The sequence below is a fragment of the Pseudomonas sp. OVF7 genome (assembly GCF_030644265.1).
Lineage (GTDB): Bacteria > Pseudomonadota > Gammaproteobacteria > Pseudomonadales > Pseudomonadaceae > Aquipseudomonas > Aquipseudomonas gorinensis.
This window is the reverse complement of sequence record NZ_CP128996.1, coordinates 3,290,149-3,309,568: the sequence shown is the minus strand read 5'-3', so window position 1 is coordinate 3,309,568 and position 19,420 is coordinate 3,290,149. Positions and strand designations below refer to the sequence as shown.

Sequence of the window (19,420 nt, the reverse complement as noted above, 5' to 3'; positions counted from 1 at the left end):
ATGATTCGGCTCACCGCTGAACGTACCCCGGCTGGCACCAGTTACCTGGCGACCGGCCAAGGCCAGCCTGTGGTTTTGATCCACGGCGTGGGCCTGAATAAAGAGATGTGGGGCGGCCAGGTGGTTGGCCTGGCCACCCATTACCGCGTGATCACCTATGACATGCTCGGCCATGGCGCCAGCCCGCGCCCGGACAGCGGCACATCGCTGCTAGGTTATGCCGACCAACTGCTGGAGCTGCTCGATCACCTGCAATTGCCCCTGGCGACGGTGATCGGTTTCTCCATGGGCGGCCTGGTGGCGCGCGCCTTTGCCCTGCACTACCCGGAACGCCTCAACAGCCTGGTGGTGCTCAACAGCGTGTTCAACCGCAGCCCCGAGCAGCGCGCCGGGGTGATTGCGCGCACCGCCCAGGCCGCCGAGCACGGGCCGGATGCCAATGCCGAAGCGGCCCTCTCGCGCTGGTTCAGCCGTGAATACCAGGCGGCCAACCCGGCGCAGATCGCCGCGCTGCGCCAGACCCTGGCCGGTAACGACCCCCAGGGCTACCTGACCACCTACGAGCTGTTCGCGACCCAGGACATGTACCGCGCCGACGACCTGGGCAGCATCCAGGTGCCGACCCTGGTGGCCACCGGCGAGCTGGACCCCGGCTCGACACCGCAGATGGCCCGCCAACTGGCGGAGCGTATTCCTGGCGCAACCGTGGCGGTATTGCCCGAGCAACGGCATATGATGCCGGTTGAATCGCCGCGCCTGGTCAACCAGCTGCTGCTGGACTTCCTCCAGACGGCGCACTCCCAACAACACCCGATAAAGGGGATCGTGGCATGACGCTTGAACGCTTCCAGATGTGCATCGGCGCAGAATGGGTCGATGCCTTGTCCGGCAAGACCTTTGACAGCCTCAACCCGGCCCTGGCCGAACCTTGGGCACAGTTGCCCGATGCCGATGAAGCCGACGTGGAACGCGCGGTGCAGGCTGCGCAACAGGCCTTCGACAGCCCGGCCTGGCGCGGCCTCACCGCCACCGCGCGGGGCAAACTGCTGCGCCGCCTGGGTGACCTGATCGCCGACAACAAGGAACGCCTGGCGCAGCTGGAAAGCCGCGACAACGGCAAGCTGATCCGCGAGACCCGTGGCCAGGTCAGTTACCTGCCGGAGTTCTTCCATTACACCGCAGGCCTGGCCGACAAACTCGAAGGCGGCACCCTGCCCCTGGACAAGCCCGACCTGTTTGCCTACACCGTGCATGAACCGATGGGCGTGGTCGCCGCGATCATTCCCTGGAACAGCCCGCTGTACCTCACGGCGATCAAGCTGGCGCCGGCCCTGGCGGCGGGCAACACCATCGTGATCAAGCCGTCGGAACATGCCTCGGCGACCATCCTCGAACTCGCGCGCCTGGCCCTTGAAGCCGGGATTCCGCCGGGCGTGGTCAACGTGGTGACCGGCTACGGCCCAAGCACCGGGGCCGCCCTCACCCGCCATCCGCTGGTGCGCAAGATCGCCTTTACCGGCGGTGCAGCCACGGCGCGCCATGTGGTGCGCAGCAGTGCCGAGAACTTCGCCAAGTTATCGCTGGAGCTGGGCGGTAAATCACCGAATATCATCTTTGCCGACGCCGACCTCGACAGCGCCATCAACGGCGCGATTGCCGGGATCTACGCCGCCTCCGGGCAGAGCTGCGTCTCCGGTTCGCGCCTGCTGGTACAGGACGAGATCTACGACGAATTCGTCGAGCGCCTGGTGGAGCGCGCCCAGCGCATTCGCATCGGCAACCCCCAGGAAGATGCCAGCGAGATGGGCCCCATGGCCACTGCGCAGCAACTGGCCGTGGTCGAGGGCCTGGTGGCCGACGCCATCGCCGAAGGCGCGCGCCTGCGCACCGGCGGCAAGCGCCCGCAGAACCTGGGGGGCGGCTGGTTCTACGAGCCGACCCTGTTCGAGTGCGACCGCAACTCGATGAAGATCATGCAGGAAGAAGTCTTCGGCCCGGTGGCCTCGGTGATCCGCTTCAAGGACGAAGCCGAAGCCCTGGCGATCGCCAACGACTCGCAGTTCGGCCTCGCCGCCGGCATCTGGACCCGCGACCTGGGCCGCGCCCACCGCCTGGCCCGGGACGTGCGCTCGGGGATCATCTGGGTCAACACCTACCGCGCCGTCTCGGCCATGGCGCCCATCGGCGGCTTCAAGAACAGCGGCTACGGACGCGAAAGCGGCATCGATTCGGTGCTGGCCTACACCGAGCTGAAGACGGTGTGGATCAACCTCTCCCAGGCGCCCATGCCTGATCCTTTTGTGATGCGTTAAGAGACCCCGACCATGATCGAACCCGGCATTTACAAAGACGTCATGAGCTCGTTCCCCTCCGGCGTCACGGTGGTCACCACCCTGGACCCGGACGGCGGCATCGTGGGCATTACCGCCAGTGCGTTCAGTGCGCTGTCGATCGACCCGGCCCTGGTGCTGTTCTGCCCCAACTACGCTTCGGACACCTACCCGGTGCTGCGCGACAGCAAGCGCTTTGCGATTCACTTGCTGTCGGCCGACCAAACCGCCGAAGCCTATGCCTTCGCCAGCAAGGGCAAGGAAAAGGCCAAGGGCATCGAGTGGCACCTCAGCGACCTGGGCAACCCGTTGCTGGCCAAGGCCACGGCGATCATCGAGTGTGAGTTGTGGCGCGAATACGATGGCGGTGATCACGCGATCATCGTCGGCGCAGTGAAGAACCTGATCCTGCCCGCGCAACCGGTCACGCCGATGATCTACCACAAAGGCAAGCTGGGCCCGCTGCCCACCCTGGCCTGAGGAGCACAGTACGATGAGCAACGACAAATATGAGCAGGGCCTGAAAATCCGCACCCAGGTGCTGGGCGAAGCCTATGTGCAGCGCTCCCTCGAGAATGCCGACGATTTCACCCGGCCCTTGCAGGAGATGGTCACCGAGTACTGCTGGGGCCATGTGTGGGGCCGTGAGGGTTTGTCGCTTAAAGAACGCAGCATGATAAACTTGGCAATGATTTCGGCCCTCAATCGACCTCACGAGCTCAAGCTGCATGTACGTGGCGCCTTGCGTAACGGGCTGAGTCGTGAACAAATACGCGAAATTCTGCTTCAGGTCGGCATTTATTGCGGGGTTCCCGCCGCCGTGGACAGCTTCCGGCTGGCCCGGGAAGCCTTCGCCGAAGCCGATGCAGAGGCCACCCGTTAACCCTTGGCTGTTTTGATCGATCGAGCACCGCTGCCGGTGCTCGTTTTGCAGGGACAGCCACCTTCAGAGCAGACCCCATGAAACGCCTGCCACTCGACGACAGCTTCAAGGTCAATCACAACCCGGTCACCCTGCGCGAAATCGTGCTGGAGAAACTGCGCAGCGCCATCATGAACTTCCAGCTCCTGCCGGGCGACCGCCTGGTAGAACGCGACCTGTGTGATCGCCTGGGCGTCAGCCGCACGTCGGTGCGCGAAGCCCTGCGTCACCTGGAGTCCGAGGGCCTGGTGGAGTTTGCCGATGCCAAAGGCCCGCAGGTCGCGATCATCACCCTGGCCGACGCGGTCGACATCTATGAACTGCGCTGCGTGCTCGAAGGCTTGATCGTGCAGTTGTTCACCCTGCGCGCCAAGGCCAAGGACATCAAGGCCTTGGAAAAAGCCCTGGAGGAGAACCGCAAGGCCCTCAAGGACGGCGAACTGCAACAGGTGATCGACTCGGTGCAAGGCTTCTACGACGTCTTGCTCGAAGGCTCCGGCAACCACGTGGCGGCCACGCAACTGCGCCAGTTGCAGGCGCGTATCAGCTACCTGCGCGCCACCTCGGTGTCCCAGGAAAACCGCCGCGGCGCCAGTAACCAGGAAATGGAACGCATGGTCCAGGCAATCAAGAGCGGCGACCCGCTCGCGGCGCACCAGGCCTGTGTCGATCACGTGCGCGCAGCCGCTGCCGTGGCCCTGGATTACCTCAAGCGCAAGCAGGAAGAGACCGGCAAGATTCCAGAGATCACCCTGCCCATCGCGCTCAAAGAACCGCGCATAGGCCACTGACCATGTTCAGCCCAAGCTATTGCCCGAAATGCGGCGGCAGTGACCTCGGTCGCCAGTTGCCACCGGGCGATACGCATGAGCGCCTGATGTGCCGGGGTTGCGGCTATATCCACTACATCAACCCCAAGATCATCGCCGGCTGCATCATCGAGCAGGACGGCAAATACCTGCTGTGCCAACGGGCGATCCCGCCCCGTCCCGGCACCTGGACCCTACCGGCCGGCTTCATGGAAGGCGGCGAGACCACTGAACAAGCCGCGTTGCGCGAAGTCTGGGAAGAAAGCGGCGTGCGCGCGGAAATCGTCTCGCCCTACTCGATCTTCAGCGTGCCGACGATCAGCGAGGTGTACATCATCTTCCGCGCCATCGCGCTGGAGATCACCGGCCAGTTCGGCCCGGAAACCCTCGACTACCGGTTCTTCGCGCCCGAGGACATTCCCTGGGACAGCATCTACTACCCGGCGATCCGGCAGATCCTCGAACGGTATATCGAGGAACGCCAGGCCGGGGTGTATGGCATCTACATCGGCAATGACGACAGCGGCAAGATCCACTTTATCCGCTGATCTCACAGCCAAACACCGGACCAAATGTGGGAGGGGCGGTGCGACGATTCGACTTGCCCCCGATAGCAGTGTGTCAGCCGCTGAATAAGGTGACTGACCCACCGCCATCGGGGGCAAGCCCCCTCCCACACTGGCCCGCTGTTGGCAGGTAGAAAGCAGCCCGGCGGTAGATCGCATGGATACCACCAATCCCCTGTGGGAGATGTCGAGCTTTAGCGAGGCTTCGAAGGCGGCGGCACGGTTGGCAGAGAGGTTGGCTGACCCACCGCCATCGGGGGCAAGCCCCCTCCCACATTTGGTCCTATGTTTGGCCTGATGACCTAAGGCGCCAGCCCTTCCACGATGACGATCTGCGCCATCCCCGCCCCTTCACGGTACCCCTTCGCCTCCTGATATTCAGCAGACTCGTAGCACGCCACCGCCTGCTCGTAGCTATCGAACTCGATCACCACATTGCGCTGCCGTGCCGGCCCGCCTTCCATCGCCTCGCTGCGCCCGCCCCTGGCCAGGAACCGCCCGCCAAACTTGGCAAACGCTGCCGGTGCGCGTTGGGTGTACTGCGTGTACTGCTCTGCGTCGGACACATCCACATGGGCAATCCAGTAAGCCTTCATCGTGACATCCTCTTGTTGCGTTTTTGTGGTATACCATAATACATACAACCAACAAAACGAGCACACTGACATGCCCTTCAACAGCATCGCAGACATCATCGAAGACTATCGCCAGGGCAAGATGGTGCTCCTGGTGGACGACGAAGACCGGGAAAACGAAGGCGACCTGTTGCTGCCCGCTGCCTGCTGCACCGCCGAGACTATCAGTTTCATGGCTCGCGAAGCCCGTGGCTTGATTTGCCTGACCCTGACCGACGAACACTGCCAGCGCCTGGGCCTCGAGCAGATGGTGCCGAGCAATGGCAGCGTGTTCAGTACGGCGTTCACCGTGTCCATCGAAGCCGCCAGCGGCGTGACCACCGGCATCTCTGCCGCCGACCGCGCGCGCACCGTGGCGGCGGCCGTTGACGTCAATGCCGGGCCCGCCGACATCGTGCAACCGGGGCATATCTTCCCGTTGCGCGCCAAGGACGGCGGCGTATTGACCCGCGCCGGCCACACCGAAGCCGGCTGCGACCTGGCGCGCCTGGCCGGGCACACACCGGCCTCGGTGATCGTCGAAGTGATGAACGACGACGGCACCATGGCGCGCCGCGCCGACCTGGAAATCTTCGCGCGCAAACATGGGATCAAGATCGGCACCATCGCCGACCTGATCCACTACCGCCTCAGCACCGAGCGTACCGTGGTGCGCATTGGCGAACGGGATTTGCCCACGGTGCATGGCACGTTCCGCCTGATCACCTTCGAAGACCGCATCGACGGCGGCGTGCACATGGCAATGGTCATGGGCCAGTTGCGCCGCGATACCCCTGCGCTGGTGCGCGTGCATGTGATCGACCCGCTGCGCGACCTGGTCGGCGCCGACTACAGCGGCCCGTCCAACTGGACCCTGTGGGCCGCGTTGCAACGCGTCGCCGCCGAAGGCTGCGGCGTGGTGGTGGTGCTGGCCAACCATGAGTCGTCCCAGGCGCTGTTGGAACGTGTGCCGCAACTGACCCAGGCGCCACGCCAGTTCAACCGTTCGCAGTCGCGCATCTATTCGGAAGTGGGTACCGGGGCGCAGATCTTGCAGGACCTCGGCGTCGGCAAGCTGCGTCACCTCGGCCCGCCCCTCAAATACGCCGGGCTGACCGGCTACGACCTGGAGGTGGTCGAGAGCATTCCCTTCACCGAATGACGGATAACCGGTAAGGCAAAATGCTTGCACAAAGTTTGGAATACCATAATATGATATTCCATAGACCGAACGCTTTCGCCAAGTGCGCCCGCCAGGGATAGCACCAATAACAGCCCTTGGCACGGTCGCCTTTTGGGGCCCCGACTGAGGCCCTGATTGACCTACTGCTCCCGATAGGCGGGCATTACCAGCCCGCTCAATAACAAAACAAATGAGGGCGTGAACATGGTGTTGAACAAACGTACAACCGCGGTGCTGTTTGCCGGTTTACTGGCGACGGCCACCCACGCGGCCCTGGCGGCCGAAAGCATCAATTTCGTGAGCTGGGGCGGTAGCACCCAGGATGCGCAGAAGCAGGCCTGGGCCGACCCGTTCAGCAAGGCCAGCGGCATTACCGTGGTCCAGGATGGGCCCACCGACTACGGCAAACTCAAGGCCATGGTCGAAAGCGGCAACGTGCAGTGGGACGTGGTGGATGTCGAGGCCGACTTCGCCTTGCGCGCCGCCGCCGAAGGCCTGCTCGAACCCCTGGATTTCTCGGTGATCCAGCGCGACAAGATCGACCCGCGCTTCGTCTCCGACCATGGCGTGGGCTCGTTCTTCTTCTCCTTCGTGCTCGGCTACAACGAAGGCAAGCTCGGCGCCAGCAAGCCCCAGGACTGGACCGCGCTGTTCGACACCAAGACCTACCCCGGCAAACGCGCCCTCTACAAATGGCCGAGCCCTGGCGTGCTCGAACTGGCCCTGCTCGCCGACGGCGTACCGGCCGACAAGCTCTACCCGCTGGACCTGGACCGCGCCTTCAAGAAACTCGACACCATCAAGAAAGACATCGTCTGGTGGGGCGGCGGTGCACAGTCTCAGCAACTGCTGGCCTCCGGCGAAGTCAGCATGGGCCAGTTCTGGAACGGTCGCATCCACGCCCTGCAGGAAGACGGCGCGCCAGTGGGCGTGAGCTGGAAGCAGAACCTGGTGATGGCCGACATCCTCGTCGTGCCTAAAGGCACGAAGAACAAAGCCGCCGCGATGAAGTTCCTGGCCAGTGCCAGCAGCGCCAAAGGCCAGGCCGACTTTTCCAACCTGACCGCCTATGCTCCAGTGAACATCGACAGTGTGCAGCGCCTCGACTCGGTGCTGGCGCCGAACCTGCCGACCGCCTACGTCAAGGATCAGATCACCCTCGATTTCGCCTACTGGGCCAAGAACGGTCCGGCCATTGCGACACGGTGGAATGAATGGCTAGTCAAATGAAAATGACGGCAACCACACCGACCGGGAGCGCCCTCGGCGCTGCCGGCGCGGTTTCCTCCAAGGCCGGTGCGCCGTCCCTGGCGCAGCGCTGGCGGGGGTCGAGCAACCTGATCCCGGCCCTGCTGTTCCTCGGCCTGTTCTTCCTGGCGCCGCTGATCGGCCTGCTGCTGCGTGGCGTGCTGGAGCCGGTGCCGGGCCTGGGCAACTATGAACAACTGTTTGCCAACTCGGCCTATGCACGGGTGCTGCTCAACACCTTTTCGGTGGCGGGCCTGGTGACCCTGTTCAGCCTGCTGCTGGGCTTCCCGCTGGCCTGGGCGATTACCCTGGTGCCGCGCGGCTGGGGGCGCTGGATCCTGAACATCGTGCTGCTATCGATGTGGACCAGCCTGCTCGCCCGCACCTATTCCTGGCTGGTCTTGCTGCAAGCCTCCGGGGTGATCAACAAGGCGCTGATGGCGATGGGCATCATCGATCAGCCGCTGGAGATGGTGCACAACCTCACCGGCGTGGTGATCGGCATGAGCTACATCATGATCCCATTCATCGTGCTGCCGTTGCAGGCGACCATGCAGGCCATCGACCCGATGATCCTGCAGGCCGGCTCGATCTGCGGCGCGAGCCCGTGGACCAACTTCTTTCGGGTGTTTCTGCCGCTGTGCCGGCCGGGGTTGTTTTCCGGCGGCCTGATGGTGTTCGTGATGTCCCTCGGTTACTACGTCACCCCGGCGCTGCTCGGCGGTGCGCAGAACATGATGCTGCCCGAGTTCATCATCCAGCAGGTGCAATCGTTCCTCAATTGGGGCCTGGCCAGTGCCGGCGCCGCGTTGCTGATCTTCATCACCCTGGTGCTGTTCTACTTCTACCTGAAGCTTCAGCCGGAATCCCCGGTTGGCGCCAGCAACGCGAGGTAAGCCGTCATGCTCCTGACTCCCAATGCCATGAGCCGCAGGATGCGCTTGGGCCTCTACACCACCACCGGCTTGATCGGCCTGTTCCTGCTGCTGCCGATCGTGTTCATCGTGCTGCTCTCGTTCGGCTCGTCGCAATGGCTGGTGTTCCCGCCACCGGGCTGGACGCTGAAATGGTATGGCCAGTTCTTCTCCAACGCCGACTGGATGAATGCCGCGATGGCCAGCCTCAAGGTGGCGGTGCTGACCACCGTGTTCGCCGTCGCCCTGGGCCTGCCCACCGCGTTTGCCCTGGTGCGCGGGCGTTTCCCCGGCCGTGAGCTGCTCTACGGCCTGTTCACGCTGCCGATGATCGTGCCGCTGGTGATCATCGCCGTGGCGGTGTACGCGCTGTTCCTCAAGCTCGGCTACACCGGCACGATGTTCGCCTTTGTGGTCAGCCATGTGATCGTCGCGCTGCCGTTCACGATCATCTCGATCATCAACTCGCTGAAGCTGTTCGACCAGTCGATCGAAGACGCGGCGGTGATCTGCGGCGCCTCGCGTTTGCAGGCGGTGTTCAAGGTGACCTTTCCGGCGATTCGCCCAGGAATGGTGGCCGGTGCGCTGTTTGCCTTTCTGGTCTCGTGGGACGAGGTGGTGCTCAGCGTGATGATGGCCAGCCCGACCCTGCAAACCCTTCCCGTGAAAATGTGGACCACCCTGCGCCAGGACCTGACGCCTGTGATCGCCGTCGCTTCGACGCTGCTGATCGGCCTCTCGGTACTGGTCATGGTGATTGCCGCCGCCGTTCGCCGGCGTACCGAAACCCGCGCCTGAGCGCCGAGGAGAAGAACATGAGTGCAGTGATCAACGATGTCGCGCGAAGCCATGGCCAACCCCTGGTCAGCCTGCGCAACCTGAACAAGCACTACGGCGAATTTGCCGCCGTCGACAACATTTCGCTGGATATCAAGGACGGCGAATTCCTCACCTTCCTCGGCTCCAGCGGCTCGGGCAAAAGCACCACGCTGTCGATGCTCGCCGGTTTTGAAACACCGAGCAGCGGCGAGATCCTGGTGAGCGGCCAATCGCTGGTCAACGTACCGCCGCACAAGCGCGACATCGGCATGGTGTTCCAGCGTTACTCGCTGTTCCCGCACCTATCGGTACGCGACAACATCGCCTTCCCCCTGGCGATTCGCAAACTGGCCAGTGCCGAACGCGAGAAGCGCGTCGACGCCATGCTCAAGCTGGTGCAGCTTGAGCAATTTGCGCATCGCCGCCCTTCGCAACTGTCCGGCGGCCAGCAGCAACGGGTCGCCATCGCCCGCGCGCTGGTGTACGAGCCGCGCATCCTGCTGATGGACGAACCCCTCGGCGCCCTCGACAAGAAGCTGCGTGAAGACCTGCAGGACGAACTGCGCCAACTGCACCGGCGCCTGGGCATCACCATCGTCTACGTGACCCACGACCAGGAAGAAGCCATGCGCCTGTCCCAGCGCATCGCGATTTTCAGCCACGGCAAGATCGTCGGCCTGGGCAGCGGCTTCGACCTCTATCAGAACCCGCCGAACGCCTTCGTCGCGTCGTTCCTCGGCAACTCCAACTTCCTCAAGCTCAAGGCCCAGGGCAATGCGGCGGCGTCGTTCGAAGGCCAATCCCTGTCGATCCGCTTGACCAGCGGCCTGCACACCGAGCAGGAGGTACTGCTGATGGTGCGCCCGGAAAAAGCCCTGGCGCTGAGCGTCGAACAGGCCACCGCACAGCCCTTGGCCGCCGGTTGGAATGAAGTGTCGGCCATCGTCGGTGAAGTGCTGTTCCTCGGCGAAAGCCAGACCTGCACGGTGAAAACCCTCGGCGGCACGTCGATGACGGTCAAGGCGCTGTCTGCCGCGGGCATGCCCCTCAAGGCCGGCGACCCGGTGCGCGTGCGCTGGGCCACGGCGGATGCGTGTGTGTATACCGAATGGGCTGAAAGCGACCTGAACAAGGCCGCCGGCGCGCACTGAGTCACCCTTGTGGGAGGGGGCTTGCCCCCGATGGCTGTGGGGGGCTTGCCCCCGATGGCTGTGGTTCAGTTACAGATGCATCTACTGACACTCCCTCATCGGGGGCAAGCCCCCTCCCACATTTGGATCTGTGTAGGTATTTGGATCTGTGTAGGTGTTTGGTTCTGCGGCAGCCATTTCCATCAAAAGCTGCATGGATAGCTCCGTTATTTGAAATCACAGTAGATCCCTGTGGGAGGGGGCTTGCCCCCGATGGCTGTGTGTCAGCCAAAGATGCATTCACTGACACTCCCTCATCGGGGGCAAGTCGAATCGTCGCACCGCCCCTCCCACATTTGAACGGCGTTTACCCGTTAAAGCTTGCGCTCGAAAATCGCCCCCTCGATCCCCAGCACCTCGCGGGTATCGGCATAAATCCCCACGCCCTTCTCCCACACGTGCTTGATCGAGCGGTCGGCGCAGCGGATCTGGTAATTGAGCTCGAACGGCTCATGCCGTGACAGCGCATATTGCACCTCGCGCCATACGTAGTCGGCATCCTGCGCCAGGATCAGGCTGTTGTAGGTGAACTCATGGTTGTCCACCAGGCGCTCGGCGGGGTAGCCGGTCAACTCCAGGCAGCCGGCGCTGACGAATTCCATGGTCCAGTCGCGGTTGTTGCGCCCGCGGTAGATCAGCCCCGGCATGCTGTCGAGCAGGCTCATGCTGCTGCGCTGGCTGGCCTGCAAGGCAATTTCACGGCGTTTATGCGCGGTGATGTCGCTGGCCACCAGATAGAACCCCTGGGGGCCGCGCTTGAGGCTGATCTCGAACCAGCGCAGCTCGCCGCTGGGGTGCACGAAGCGCAGGCGCTGGTTGAACGAGGTCTCGGGGCGGCGGCGCAGTTCATTCAGGGCCTGGCGCCACAGCGGGCGGTCTTCCTGGTGCACATAGTCCATCAGGTTGCGCTCGGCACCCGGCGGCCCCATCAGCTCGGCCCAGGCCAGGTTGAAGTGGGCGATCTGGCCGTTGTCGCGCAGTTGCAATAAGGCGGCGGGAAAGCAATCCATCAGGTCAATCGGCAGGGGCGCAAACGCTTCAGGGCTATCCCTCATTTAATGGCGCTCCTCGTGTTTCATCAAGGCGCCGCTGTGCACCCAGGCCGCCAGCTCCAGCCGTGAATGCAGGCCAAGCTTCTGCAACAGGCTGCGCACGTAGATTTTCACCGTGCCGTCGCTGATCCCCAATTCCCGGCCGATCTGTTTATTGCTCATGCCGGCGGCGATCAGCGCCAGGGTCTGGCCTTCGCGTTCGGTGAGGTTTTCGCTGCCCGCGGCCTCACACGCCGGCGCAGGCTCGGCCTGGTCGGCGAGCAAGGCAATCAGGGTCGAGTCCAGCACGATCGCGCCCTTGTGACAGTTGCGCATATACGCCAGCAACGCCTCGGGCTCGGTTTCCTTGAGCACATAGCCGCTGGCGCCCAGGCGCAAGGCGGTGAGCAGCTCGGCGCGGTCCATCGAGGCGGTGAGCACCACCACCTGACACTCCAGGCGCAACTGGCGCAGTTCATCCAGCACCTGCAAACCGCTGAGGCCGGGCATGTGCAGATCGAGCAGGACCTGTTGCGGCGTCAGGCTCACGGCCAGGTTGATGCCTTCACGGCCACTGGCTGCCTGCCCCACCACTTCGAAGTCGTCGCTGGCGTCGAACAACTGCGCCAGGCCCTTGCGAAACAATGGGTGATCATCGATCAGTAATAAGGTCGTGCAGTCCATCGAGACTCCCCTGTGGCAGGTCGTGGTGGCGGCGCAGGCCAAGGTGCACGCGCACCCCGTGCGGGCGGATCGTTTCAATGCTCAGGCGCGCGCCGAGGCTGGCGGCGCGCTCGCGGATAATCGCCAGGCCGAAATGATTATGTTCGTCGGATGCCGGGCTCAGGCCGATGCCATCGTCTTCCACCGACACTGAAGCGTCGCCGTCCTGGGTCTGGCGCAGCTCAATGCGCACGTGCCGCGCGTGGGAATGGCGCACGGCATTGGCCAGGGCCTCGCGAATGATCTGCAAGACCTGCAATTCGGTTTCCGGGCCCAGGGCATCGTCCGGCAGGCGGTTGTCCAGTTCGAACACGATGATGCAACGCCGCGAGAACTCCGCCACCGAATCGGCCAGGGCCTGGCGCAGCGAGCGCCCGTCCATGGTCAGGCGCGCACTGGTGATCAGCTCGCGCACCTGGCGTTGCAACTGGCTCAGGCCGGCACACAGGTCGTGCAGGGCTGGCGCGCCCAACTGCGACTGCAACCCATGGGCCTGGAACGACAGGTAACCCAACTGCTGCGCCACCGAATCGTGCAGCTCACGGGCCAGGGCACCGTGGCGGGAGGTCGCCTGTTTGCGCTGCTGCTCACGGGCGTGGCCGCGCAGGCGCACAGTTACGCCGACGGCCTGCGCCGCCTCTTCCAACAACTGGCGCCAGCTGGCACCGGCTCGCCTGGGCGTGTCGAGCAGCAACACGCCCTTCTGGCCCTCGGGCAAGGCGCACACCAGGCGATGCACACCGCGTTGCCGGCATGGGCCGCAGGCCTGAGGCGTTTGCGCCACGGCTGCATTGCGCCAGGGGCAGGTCGCGGCGTCCTGGCAGCCTTCGATCAAGCCGCGGCGTGTCGGGCTGAGGTCTTCGCCGCCGAGGATCAGGTTGAGCCTGGCGCGGGGTAGCAGTGCGTCGAAACGGTCCAGGAAATCCGACAAGGCACCGTCAGCGTGCAGGGGCAACCCGGCCAACAGCCGGCGCACGCTGCGCGCCTGTTCGCGGCGCACAGGCCCCAACCAGAGCGGCCACCATTGCGGTCGTATTCGCACTCTTCGATAACTCCCCGTCCCGTTGCTCGGCGTGACCTCAAGCCCAGCAACTTCCATGCCCCGAACGCCCTTGGGGTAAGGCTTATCTCCAAAGGCATAGCCCTTTTTCCAGATTGAGAAGATTTTCCCCATAGGAAAGTATCTCTCCCAACAGGAAACAAAACGCACCTTGGAGGAGCCCGCATGACGCACACCCTCAGCCGCCCCATCGTGGTGATGCAATCGGCGACCGCCTGCACGGAGGTGGTCGCCACGCTGGACCAGCCGGTACTGCTGAACGGCGAACAACCCGACTTCGCGCGCCGCCTGCAACAGGCATTGAGCAGCGCCACCGTGGGGTGCCGGCTTTACCTGCTGGGAGATGAAGCCTTTGTCTGGCGTATCCATGCGCAAGCCCGCGCCGCTGGCCTGGAAGACGACGAGATCAGCATGACCTGCGCCACGCCCGGCCTACGCCAGGTGTATTGCGCCCACTGTGGCCTGACCCAGGCTGCCGGGCCAGCGCCCTCATTGAACTGCATCGGTTGCCACGTCGAGCTTGAAGTGCGTACGCATTTCTCTCGGCGCCTGGGGGCTTACCTCGGCGTGTGCCACAACCCCGACCAGCCCTATGCAGGGTTCCAGCCATGAGCGCGGCCCTCAAGGTTCAGGTCAGCGCCGCAAGAATGCTCACGCCGGTGGTGCGCGAACTCACCCTGACCGCCTGCGACGGTACCCTGCCCGGCTTCTCGCCCGGCAGCCATGTGCAAGTGCATCTGCCGCTGGCCGACGGCACGGTGCGCAACGCCTATTCGCTGACCAGCGACCCGGCGCACCTGCACCACTACCGCATCGCCGTGCGCCTGCAAGACGCTTCGCGTGGCGGCTCGCAGTACCTGCATCGGCAGGTGCAGGTCGGCGACACCTTGCAGCTCTCGCCGCCGGCCAATCTGTTCGCGCCCCACGGCACCGCGCGCCGGCATATCCTCATCGCTGCCGGTATCGGTATCACGCCGTTCATGGCCTATATCGCCGCGCTGGAACAGCAGCAGGCCGACTTCGAACTGCATTACCTGTTCCGCCCGGGCCTCAGCGACGCCTATCTCGACGAGTTGCAACAACGCCTCGGCCCGCGCCTGCACAGCTACGAACGGCGCCCGGACCTGAACCGGATCCTCGCCAACCGGCCACTGGGCAGCCACGTCTACAGCTGTGGCCCGCAGTCTCTGCTCGACGCGGTCGAGCTTGAGGCCACCCGCCTCGGTTGGCCGCCCAAGCGCGTGCATTCCGAAGCCTTCAAGGGTGCCCAGCCGGGCCAGCCGTTCGACCTGCACCTGCTGCGCAGCGGCCGGCGCCTGCGGGTCGAGGCCGAGCAAAGCCTGCTCGAAGCCCTGGAGCACGCAGGACTACAGGTGCCCAACCTGTGCCGTGGCGGGGTCTGCGGCCAGTGCATTACCCGGCACAACGGCGGCGCCATCGAACACCGTGACAGTTTCCTCAGCCCGGCCGAGCAGGCCGAATTTCTGATGCCCTGCGTCTCGCGCGGCCACGGCCCCTGCGTTTCGCTGGACCTCTAGGAGTGAGTGATATGCCCCTGCAATCGAGCCCCGTGTTGAGCTATCGCGACGATTTCAGCTTTCGCAACAGCCCGGCAGCGATCCGGCGCTTCCCCTTTCCCTTCATCGAGGACAGCTACCTGTACTCGGTGAATATCGAACCGGCGACCTCCCGCGACCCCGGCTCAATCTATGAGCACGCTTTCGACATCGATGAGCACTACCGCTCGGAAATGGCCGAGCGCGCCCTGGTGCTGGACCAGGACCCGCGCCGCTACCTGGTGATGCCGCACATGCAAGTGGCGGCCTGGGATGCGTTGCAGATGCTCATGCAGCACCTGGCCGCCGACTACCCGCAGTGGTTCAGCCTGACGCAAGACGGCGAGCACTGGCATTGGCGCAACCACCTGCTGGACATCGACCAGCCCTTCATCTTCGGCGACGCCACCAGCCTGCCCTGCGCACCGCTGGAGTACATCGGCCGTCAGGTGCAGGGGGATTTCGCCCTGCTCGACCAGCGCGACGGCGACCTGTACATGGACGCCGGCCTGGTCACCAGCCCGGCCGACTGGTCGCTGGCGTTCGATGCCGGCATGAGTTTCAAGCAATGGCACGCACCGGTGCCCATGGCCCATCAGATGGGCGTGTTCGACCGCGCGCTGAAGTACCTGCTCAACCTGCAGGTCGGCCAGCCCGTGCGGCGCTTGAACTGGACCCTGACCATCAACCCGCGCCTGGATTCATCCCCCGAGACGTTCCATCAATGGGGCGCCGATCGCGGCCAGATCACCGCGCAGAACGTCGGGCAGCAGGTGCACCTGCGGGTCGAGCTGCAAGTGATGGCGCGCCTGCCGCGCAGCCACGCGGTGATGTTCAGCATCCGTACCTACCTGATCAGCCTGGACGAGCTGGTCACGCAACCCGGCTGGGGCTGTCGCCTGCACCGCGTGCTGCGCGACCTGCCCGACCCCATCGCCGACTACAAGGGCATGACCCGCTACCGCCGCACGCTGGTCGAGTGGCTGAGCCAGTTTGACCCACTCGCGTGACCTCATTTTCCCGACAAGGAGCATCACATGACCCACTCCTGGCGTATCTCTGCATTGGCCGAACGGCACCGCGCCCTTGGCTCGAACCTTGAAGACTGGAACGGCATGGGCACCGCCTGGACCTACAGCAGTGCACTGGCCGACCACCACGAAGCGATCCGCACCCGCGCCGGCCTGATGGACGTGTCGGGGCTGAAAAAAGTCCATTACGTGGGGCCCCACGCCGAGAGCCTGTTGCAGTGGGCGACCACCCGCGACATCGCCAAGCTCTACCCCGGCAAATCGGTGTACGCCTCGATGCTCGACGAGGACGGCAAATTCGTCGATGACTGCATCGTCTACCGCACCGGGCCCAATGCGTTCATGGTGGTGCATGGCGCCGGCAGCGGGCATGAAATGCTGGTGCGCTCGGCCCTGGGCCGGCAAGTGGCGGTGCTGTTCGATGACGACCTGCACGACCTGTCGCTGCAAGGCCCGCTGGCGGTGGACTTCCTCGCCGAACACGTGCCCGGCATCCGCCAACTGGCGTACTTCCACCACCTGCAAACCCGCCTGTTCGAGCGCCCGGTGATGATCTCCCGCACCGGCTACACCGGTGAGCGCGGCTACGAGATTTTCTGCAAGGCCGCCGACGCGCCGTTCCTGTGGGACAGCATCCTCGAACAGGGCGCCGGCCTGGGGATCATCCCCTGCGCCTTCACCGCCCTGGACTGGCTGCGGGTGGAAAGCTCGCTGATGTTCTTCCCCTACGACAACTCGCAGATGTACCCCTTCGCCGACCAGAAGGCCGGCGACACCCTCTGGGAAATGGGCCTGGACTTCACCGTTTCGCCGGGCAAAAGCGCGTTCCGGGGCGCCGAAGAACACCAGCGCCTGCGCGGCCAGGAGCGTTTCAAGATCACCGGCGTGCTGCTTGAGGGCGTGCGTGCCGCCGAGGCCGGCGACACCTTGTGGCAGGGCAACCGGCAAGTCGGCGTGATCACCTGCGGCATGTATTCGCGCCTGAGCAAACGCTCGATGGCCATCGCGCGCATGAGCGTCGCCTGTTCCGAACCCGGTATTGCCGTGCAGGTGCGCGGCAGCCTTGAGGCCAGCGCCAGCACCCACGCCCTGCCCTTCGATGACCCGCAAAAAACCAAGCGCACGGCCAAGGGCTGAGCCTTCCTTCACTGTATTCAGGAGCCTTCGATGGACGCCTCCCGCGAACATTACATCCTCAAGATCACCTGCCCGGCGGCGTCCGGGATCGTCGCCGCGATCAGCGCCTGCCTGGCCCGGCAGCAGTGCTACATCAGCGAGCTGGCGCAGTTCGACGACGAGTTCACCGGGCAGTTCTTCATGCGCGCGGTGTTCCGCTTCAACACCGGCGTCAGCGGCGATATCGGCGCCCTGCGCGAAGGCCTGGGCGACCTGGCCGGCGGGTTCGATATGCACTGGCAGTTGTTCAGCTCACGCCAACCGACCCGCGTACTGCTGATGGTCAGCAAATTCGACCACTGCCTCACCGACCTGCTCTACCGCCACCGCAAGGGCGAGATGGACATGCACATCACCGCCGTGGTCTCCAACCACCTGGACCTGCGGGCGATGGCCGAGCGCGAAGGCATCCGCTTCATCTACCTGCCGATCACCCAGGACACCAAGGCCAGCCAGGAAGCCGAGCTGATGCGCATCATCGAAGACACCCAGACCGACCTGGTGGTGCTCGCGCGCTACATGCAGATCCTGTCTGACGGCCTGTGCCAGCACCTGTCGGGGCGGGCGATCAATATCCATCACTCGTTCCTCCCAGGGTTCAAGGGCGCCAAGCCCTACCACCAGGCCTATGACCGTGGCGTCAAGCTGATCGGCGCCACCGCCCACTACGTCACCAGCGACCTGGATGAGGGCCCGATCATCGAGCAGGAAATCCAGCGCGTCGACCATACCCACTTGCCCGACTCGCTGGTCGCCATCGGCCGCGACACCGAAACCGTGGCCCTTTCCAAGGCCCTGAAATACCACCTGGAACACCGGGTGTTCATCAACCAGGACAAGACAGTGATCTTTCGCTGAACCCTTCAGGAGGCACGCTCATGACCCTACGTGTTGCAATCATCGGCGCCGGCCCGTGTGGCCTGGCGCAACTTCGCGCGTTCCAGTCGGCCCGCGACAAAGGTGCCGCCATCCCCGAATTGGTGTGCTTCGAGAAACAGCAGGACTGGGGCGGCATGTGGAACTACACCTGGCGCACCGGCCTCGACGAGAACGGCGAGCCGGTGCACGGCAGCATGTACCGCTACCTGTGGTCCAACGGCCCCAAGGAATGCCTGGAATTTGCCGACTACACCTTTGAAGAACATTTCGGCCGGCCCATCGCGTCCTACCCGCCGCGCGAGGTGCTGTGGGACTACATCAAGGGCCGGGTGGAGAAAGCCGGGGTACGCGACTACATCCGCTTCAACCATGTGGTGCGCCAAGTCACCTTCGACGAACAGACCCAGCGCTTCAGCCTGTATGCCCACGACTACAACACCGACACCTTGACCTGCGAAGCATTCGACTACGTGATCAACGCCTGCGGCCACTTCTCCACGCCCAAGGTGCCGTACTTCGAAGGCTTTGAGCAATTCGCCGGGCGCATCCTGCATGCCCATGATTTTCGCGAGGCCCTGGAGTTCAAGGACAAGGACCTGCTGATTGTCGGCAGCAGCTATTCGGCCGAGGATATCGGCTCGCAATGCTACAAATACGGCGCGCGCAGCATCACCAGTTGCTACCGCACCGCCCCCATGGGCTATGCCTGGCCGGACAACTGGGAAGAAAAACCACTGCTCCAGCGCCTGGAAAACAACCGCGCGTACTTTGCCGACGGCAGCAGCAAGCACATCGACGCGGTGATCCTGTGCACCGGCTACAAGCACCACTTCCCATTCCTGCCGGATGAACTGAGCCTCAAGACCGACAACCGCCTGTGGCCGATGAACCTCTACAAGGGCGTGTTCTGGGAACCCAACCCCCGCCTGATCTACCTCGGCATGCAGGACCAGTGGTACTCCTTCAACATGTTCGATGCCCAGGCCTGGTATGCCCGCGATGTGATCCTCGGGCGCATCCCACTGCCCAGCCAGGCCGAGATGGTCGCCGACAGCCAGCAATGGCACGCGCGGGAACAGACCCTGGAAACCAACCAGCAGATGTTCGAATACCAGGGCGCCTATATCCAGCACCTGGTGGACGCCACCGACTACCCGGATTTCGACATCGCCGGGGTCAACGAAACCTTTCTGCACTGGAAGCACGACAAGGCGGAAAACATCATGGGTTATCGCGACAAGTCCTACCGCTCGCTGATGACCGGCACCCAGTCGCCGCCCCACCACACGCCGTGGTTGCAGGCCCTGGATGATTCGATGGCGGCGTACCTGGGCGCGCCCGCGACGCCCATCAAGTCGGTCGGCTGATG

21 protein-coding genes are annotated in these 19,420 nt (G+C 64.1%); 17 read left to right on the top strand and 4 right to left on the bottom strand.

The genetic code is table 11. The annotated features are described in order from the left end of the window. The 6 genes from QU606_RS15225 (at position 1) to QU606_RS15200 (ending at position 4,609) form a co-directional block, all read left to right on the top strand. Entirely contained in the window at positions 1-834 is an 834-nt protein-coding gene (locus tag QU606_RS15225; RefSeq protein WP_304998530.1) for an alpha/beta fold hydrolase, read from the top strand. Beyond that, on the top strand, positions 831-2,312 hold the full coding sequence (locus QU606_RS15220) for an aldehyde dehydrogenase (RefSeq protein ID WP_304998529.1): 1,482 nt from the start codon (positions 831-833) through the stop codon (positions 2,310-2,312). The genes QU606_RS15225 and QU606_RS15220 overlap by 4 nt, the downstream gene beginning before the upstream one ends. A 12-nt stretch (positions 2,313-2,324) precedes the next feature. Beyond that, entirely contained in the window at positions 2,325-2,810 is a 486-nt protein-coding gene (locus QU606_RS15215) for a flavin reductase family protein (protein ID WP_024074702.1), read from the top strand. A gap of 13 nt (positions 2,811-2,823) precedes the next feature. Continuing rightward, on the top strand, positions 2,824-3,213 hold the full coding sequence (locus QU606_RS15210; RefSeq protein ID WP_024074701.1) for a carboxymuconolactone decarboxylase family protein: 390 nt from the start codon (positions 2,824-2,826) through the stop codon (positions 3,211-3,213). A 77-nt stretch (positions 3,214-3,290) separates the two neighbouring features. Further along, the gene (locus QU606_RS15205; RefSeq protein ID WP_024074700.1) at positions 3,291-4,043 is read left to right on the top strand and encodes a GntR family transcriptional regulator; all 753 of its coding nucleotides are present in this window, start codon (positions 3,291-3,293) and stop codon (positions 4,041-4,043) included. Between the two features lie 2 nt (positions 4,044-4,045). Continuing rightward, positions 4,046-4,609: an NUDIX hydrolase gene (locus QU606_RS15200; RefSeq protein ID WP_024074699.1), complete on the top strand. Its 564-nt coding sequence runs from the start codon at positions 4,046-4,048 to the stop codon at positions 4,607-4,609. A gap of 320 nt (positions 4,610-4,929) precedes the next feature. Here the strand turns inward: QU606_RS15200 and QU606_RS15195 are convergent, their stop codons facing one another. Next, on the bottom strand, positions 4,930-5,223 hold the full coding sequence (locus QU606_RS15195) for a DUF1330 domain-containing protein (protein WP_102624616.1): 294 nt from the start codon (positions 5,221-5,223) through the stop codon (positions 4,930-4,932). Positions 5,224-5,293: 70 nt separating this feature from the next. Here QU606_RS15195 and ribBA point away from each other — a divergent pair, with 70 nt between their 5' ends. The 5 genes from ribBA to QU606_RS15170 all read left to right on the top strand — a co-directional run bounded on the left by ribBA (position 5,294) and on the right by QU606_RS15170 (position 10,556). Next, complete coding sequence (gene ribBA / locus QU606_RS15190; protein WP_024074697.1) at positions 5,294-6,403, top strand: bifunctional 3,4-dihydroxy-2-butanone-4-phosphate synthase/GTP cyclohydrolase II; 1,110 nt, start codon at positions 5,294-5,296, stop codon at positions 6,401-6,403. Positions 6,404-6,628: 225 nt separating this feature from the next. Then, positions 6,629-7,654, top strand: a complete 1,026-nt coding sequence (locus QU606_RS15185) for an ABC transporter substrate-binding protein (protein WP_024074696.1) — start codon at positions 6,629-6,631, stop codon at positions 7,652-7,654. Further along, complete coding sequence (locus QU606_RS15180) at positions 7,651-8,568, top strand: ABC transporter permease (RefSeq protein WP_024074695.1); 918 nt, start codon at positions 7,651-7,653, stop codon at positions 8,566-8,568. Before QU606_RS15185 ends, QU606_RS15180 begins: the two co-directional genes overlap by 4 nt. 6 nt (positions 8,569-8,574) lie before the next feature. Then, entirely contained in the window at positions 8,575-9,384 is an 810-nt protein-coding gene (locus QU606_RS15175) for an ABC transporter permease (RefSeq protein WP_010567348.1), read from the top strand. Between the two features lie 17 nt (positions 9,385-9,401). Next, positions 9,402-10,556 carry an ABC transporter ATP-binding protein gene (locus tag QU606_RS15170; RefSeq protein WP_024074694.1) on the top strand — a complete coding sequence of 385 codons (1,155 nt, stop codon included), beginning with the start codon at positions 9,402-9,404 and terminating at the stop codon, positions 10,554-10,556. A 353-nt stretch (positions 10,557-10,909) separates the two neighbouring features. Here the strand turns inward: QU606_RS15170 and QU606_RS15165 are convergent, their stop codons facing one another. The 3 genes from QU606_RS15165 to QU606_RS15155 are packed head-to-tail and all read right to left on the bottom strand — an operon-like array spanning position 10,910 to position 13,349. After that, complete coding sequence (locus QU606_RS15165) at positions 10,910-11,650, bottom strand: PAS domain-containing protein (protein ID WP_024074693.1); 741 nt, start codon at positions 11,648-11,650, stop codon at positions 10,910-10,912. After that, the gene (locus tag QU606_RS15160; RefSeq protein WP_024074692.1) at positions 11,651-12,310 is read right to left on the bottom strand and encodes a response regulator; all 660 of its coding nucleotides are present in this window, start codon (positions 12,308-12,310) and stop codon (positions 11,651-11,653) included. Beyond that, the gene (locus QU606_RS15155; protein ID WP_223820647.1) at positions 12,279-13,349 is read right to left on the bottom strand and encodes an ATP-binding protein; all 1,071 of its coding nucleotides are present in this window, start codon (positions 13,347-13,349) and stop codon (positions 12,279-12,281) included. The genes QU606_RS15160 and QU606_RS15155 overlap by 32 nt, the downstream gene beginning before the upstream one ends. A 225-nt stretch (positions 13,350-13,574) precedes the next feature. On the opposite strand from QU606_RS15155, the gene QU606_RS15150 reads away from it, so the two are divergent. Genes QU606_RS15150 through QU606_RS15125 form a run of 6 tightly spaced genes read left to right on the top strand, consistent with a single transcriptional unit; the run spans position 13,575 to position 19,418 of the window. Further along, entirely contained in the window at positions 13,575-14,021 is a 447-nt protein-coding gene (locus QU606_RS15150; protein WP_304998528.1) for a dimethylamine monooxygenase subunit DmmA family protein, read from the top strand. After that, positions 14,018-14,947 carry a PDR/VanB family oxidoreductase gene (locus tag QU606_RS15145; RefSeq protein WP_150055665.1) on the top strand — a complete coding sequence of 310 codons (930 nt, stop codon included), beginning with the start codon at positions 14,018-14,020 and terminating at the stop codon, positions 14,945-14,947. The genes QU606_RS15150 and QU606_RS15145 overlap by 4 nt, the downstream gene beginning before the upstream one ends. Positions 14,948-14,958: 11 nt before the next feature. Further along, on the top strand, positions 14,959-15,975 hold the full coding sequence (locus tag QU606_RS15140; RefSeq protein WP_041160898.1) for a DUF3445 domain-containing protein: 1,017 nt from the start codon (positions 14,959-14,961) through the stop codon (positions 15,973-15,975). 27 nt (positions 15,976-16,002) lie between these two features. Then, positions 16,003-17,133, top strand: a complete 1,131-nt coding sequence (locus QU606_RS15135) for an aminomethyltransferase family protein (protein ID WP_069075689.1) — start codon at positions 16,003-16,005, stop codon at positions 17,131-17,133. A 30-nt stretch (positions 17,134-17,163) separates the two neighbouring features. Further along, positions 17,164-18,030 carry a formyltetrahydrofolate deformylase gene (gene purU / locus QU606_RS15130; protein WP_024074686.1) on the top strand — a complete coding sequence of 289 codons (867 nt, stop codon included), beginning with the start codon at positions 17,164-17,166 and terminating at the stop codon, positions 18,028-18,030. Positions 18,031-18,050: 20 nt separating this feature from the next. After that, the gene (locus QU606_RS15125; RefSeq protein WP_069075688.1) at positions 18,051-19,418 is read left to right on the top strand and encodes an NAD(P)-binding domain-containing protein; all 1,368 of its coding nucleotides are present in this window, start codon (positions 18,051-18,053) and stop codon (positions 19,416-19,418) included. Positions 19,419-19,420: the final 2 nt, after the last annotated feature.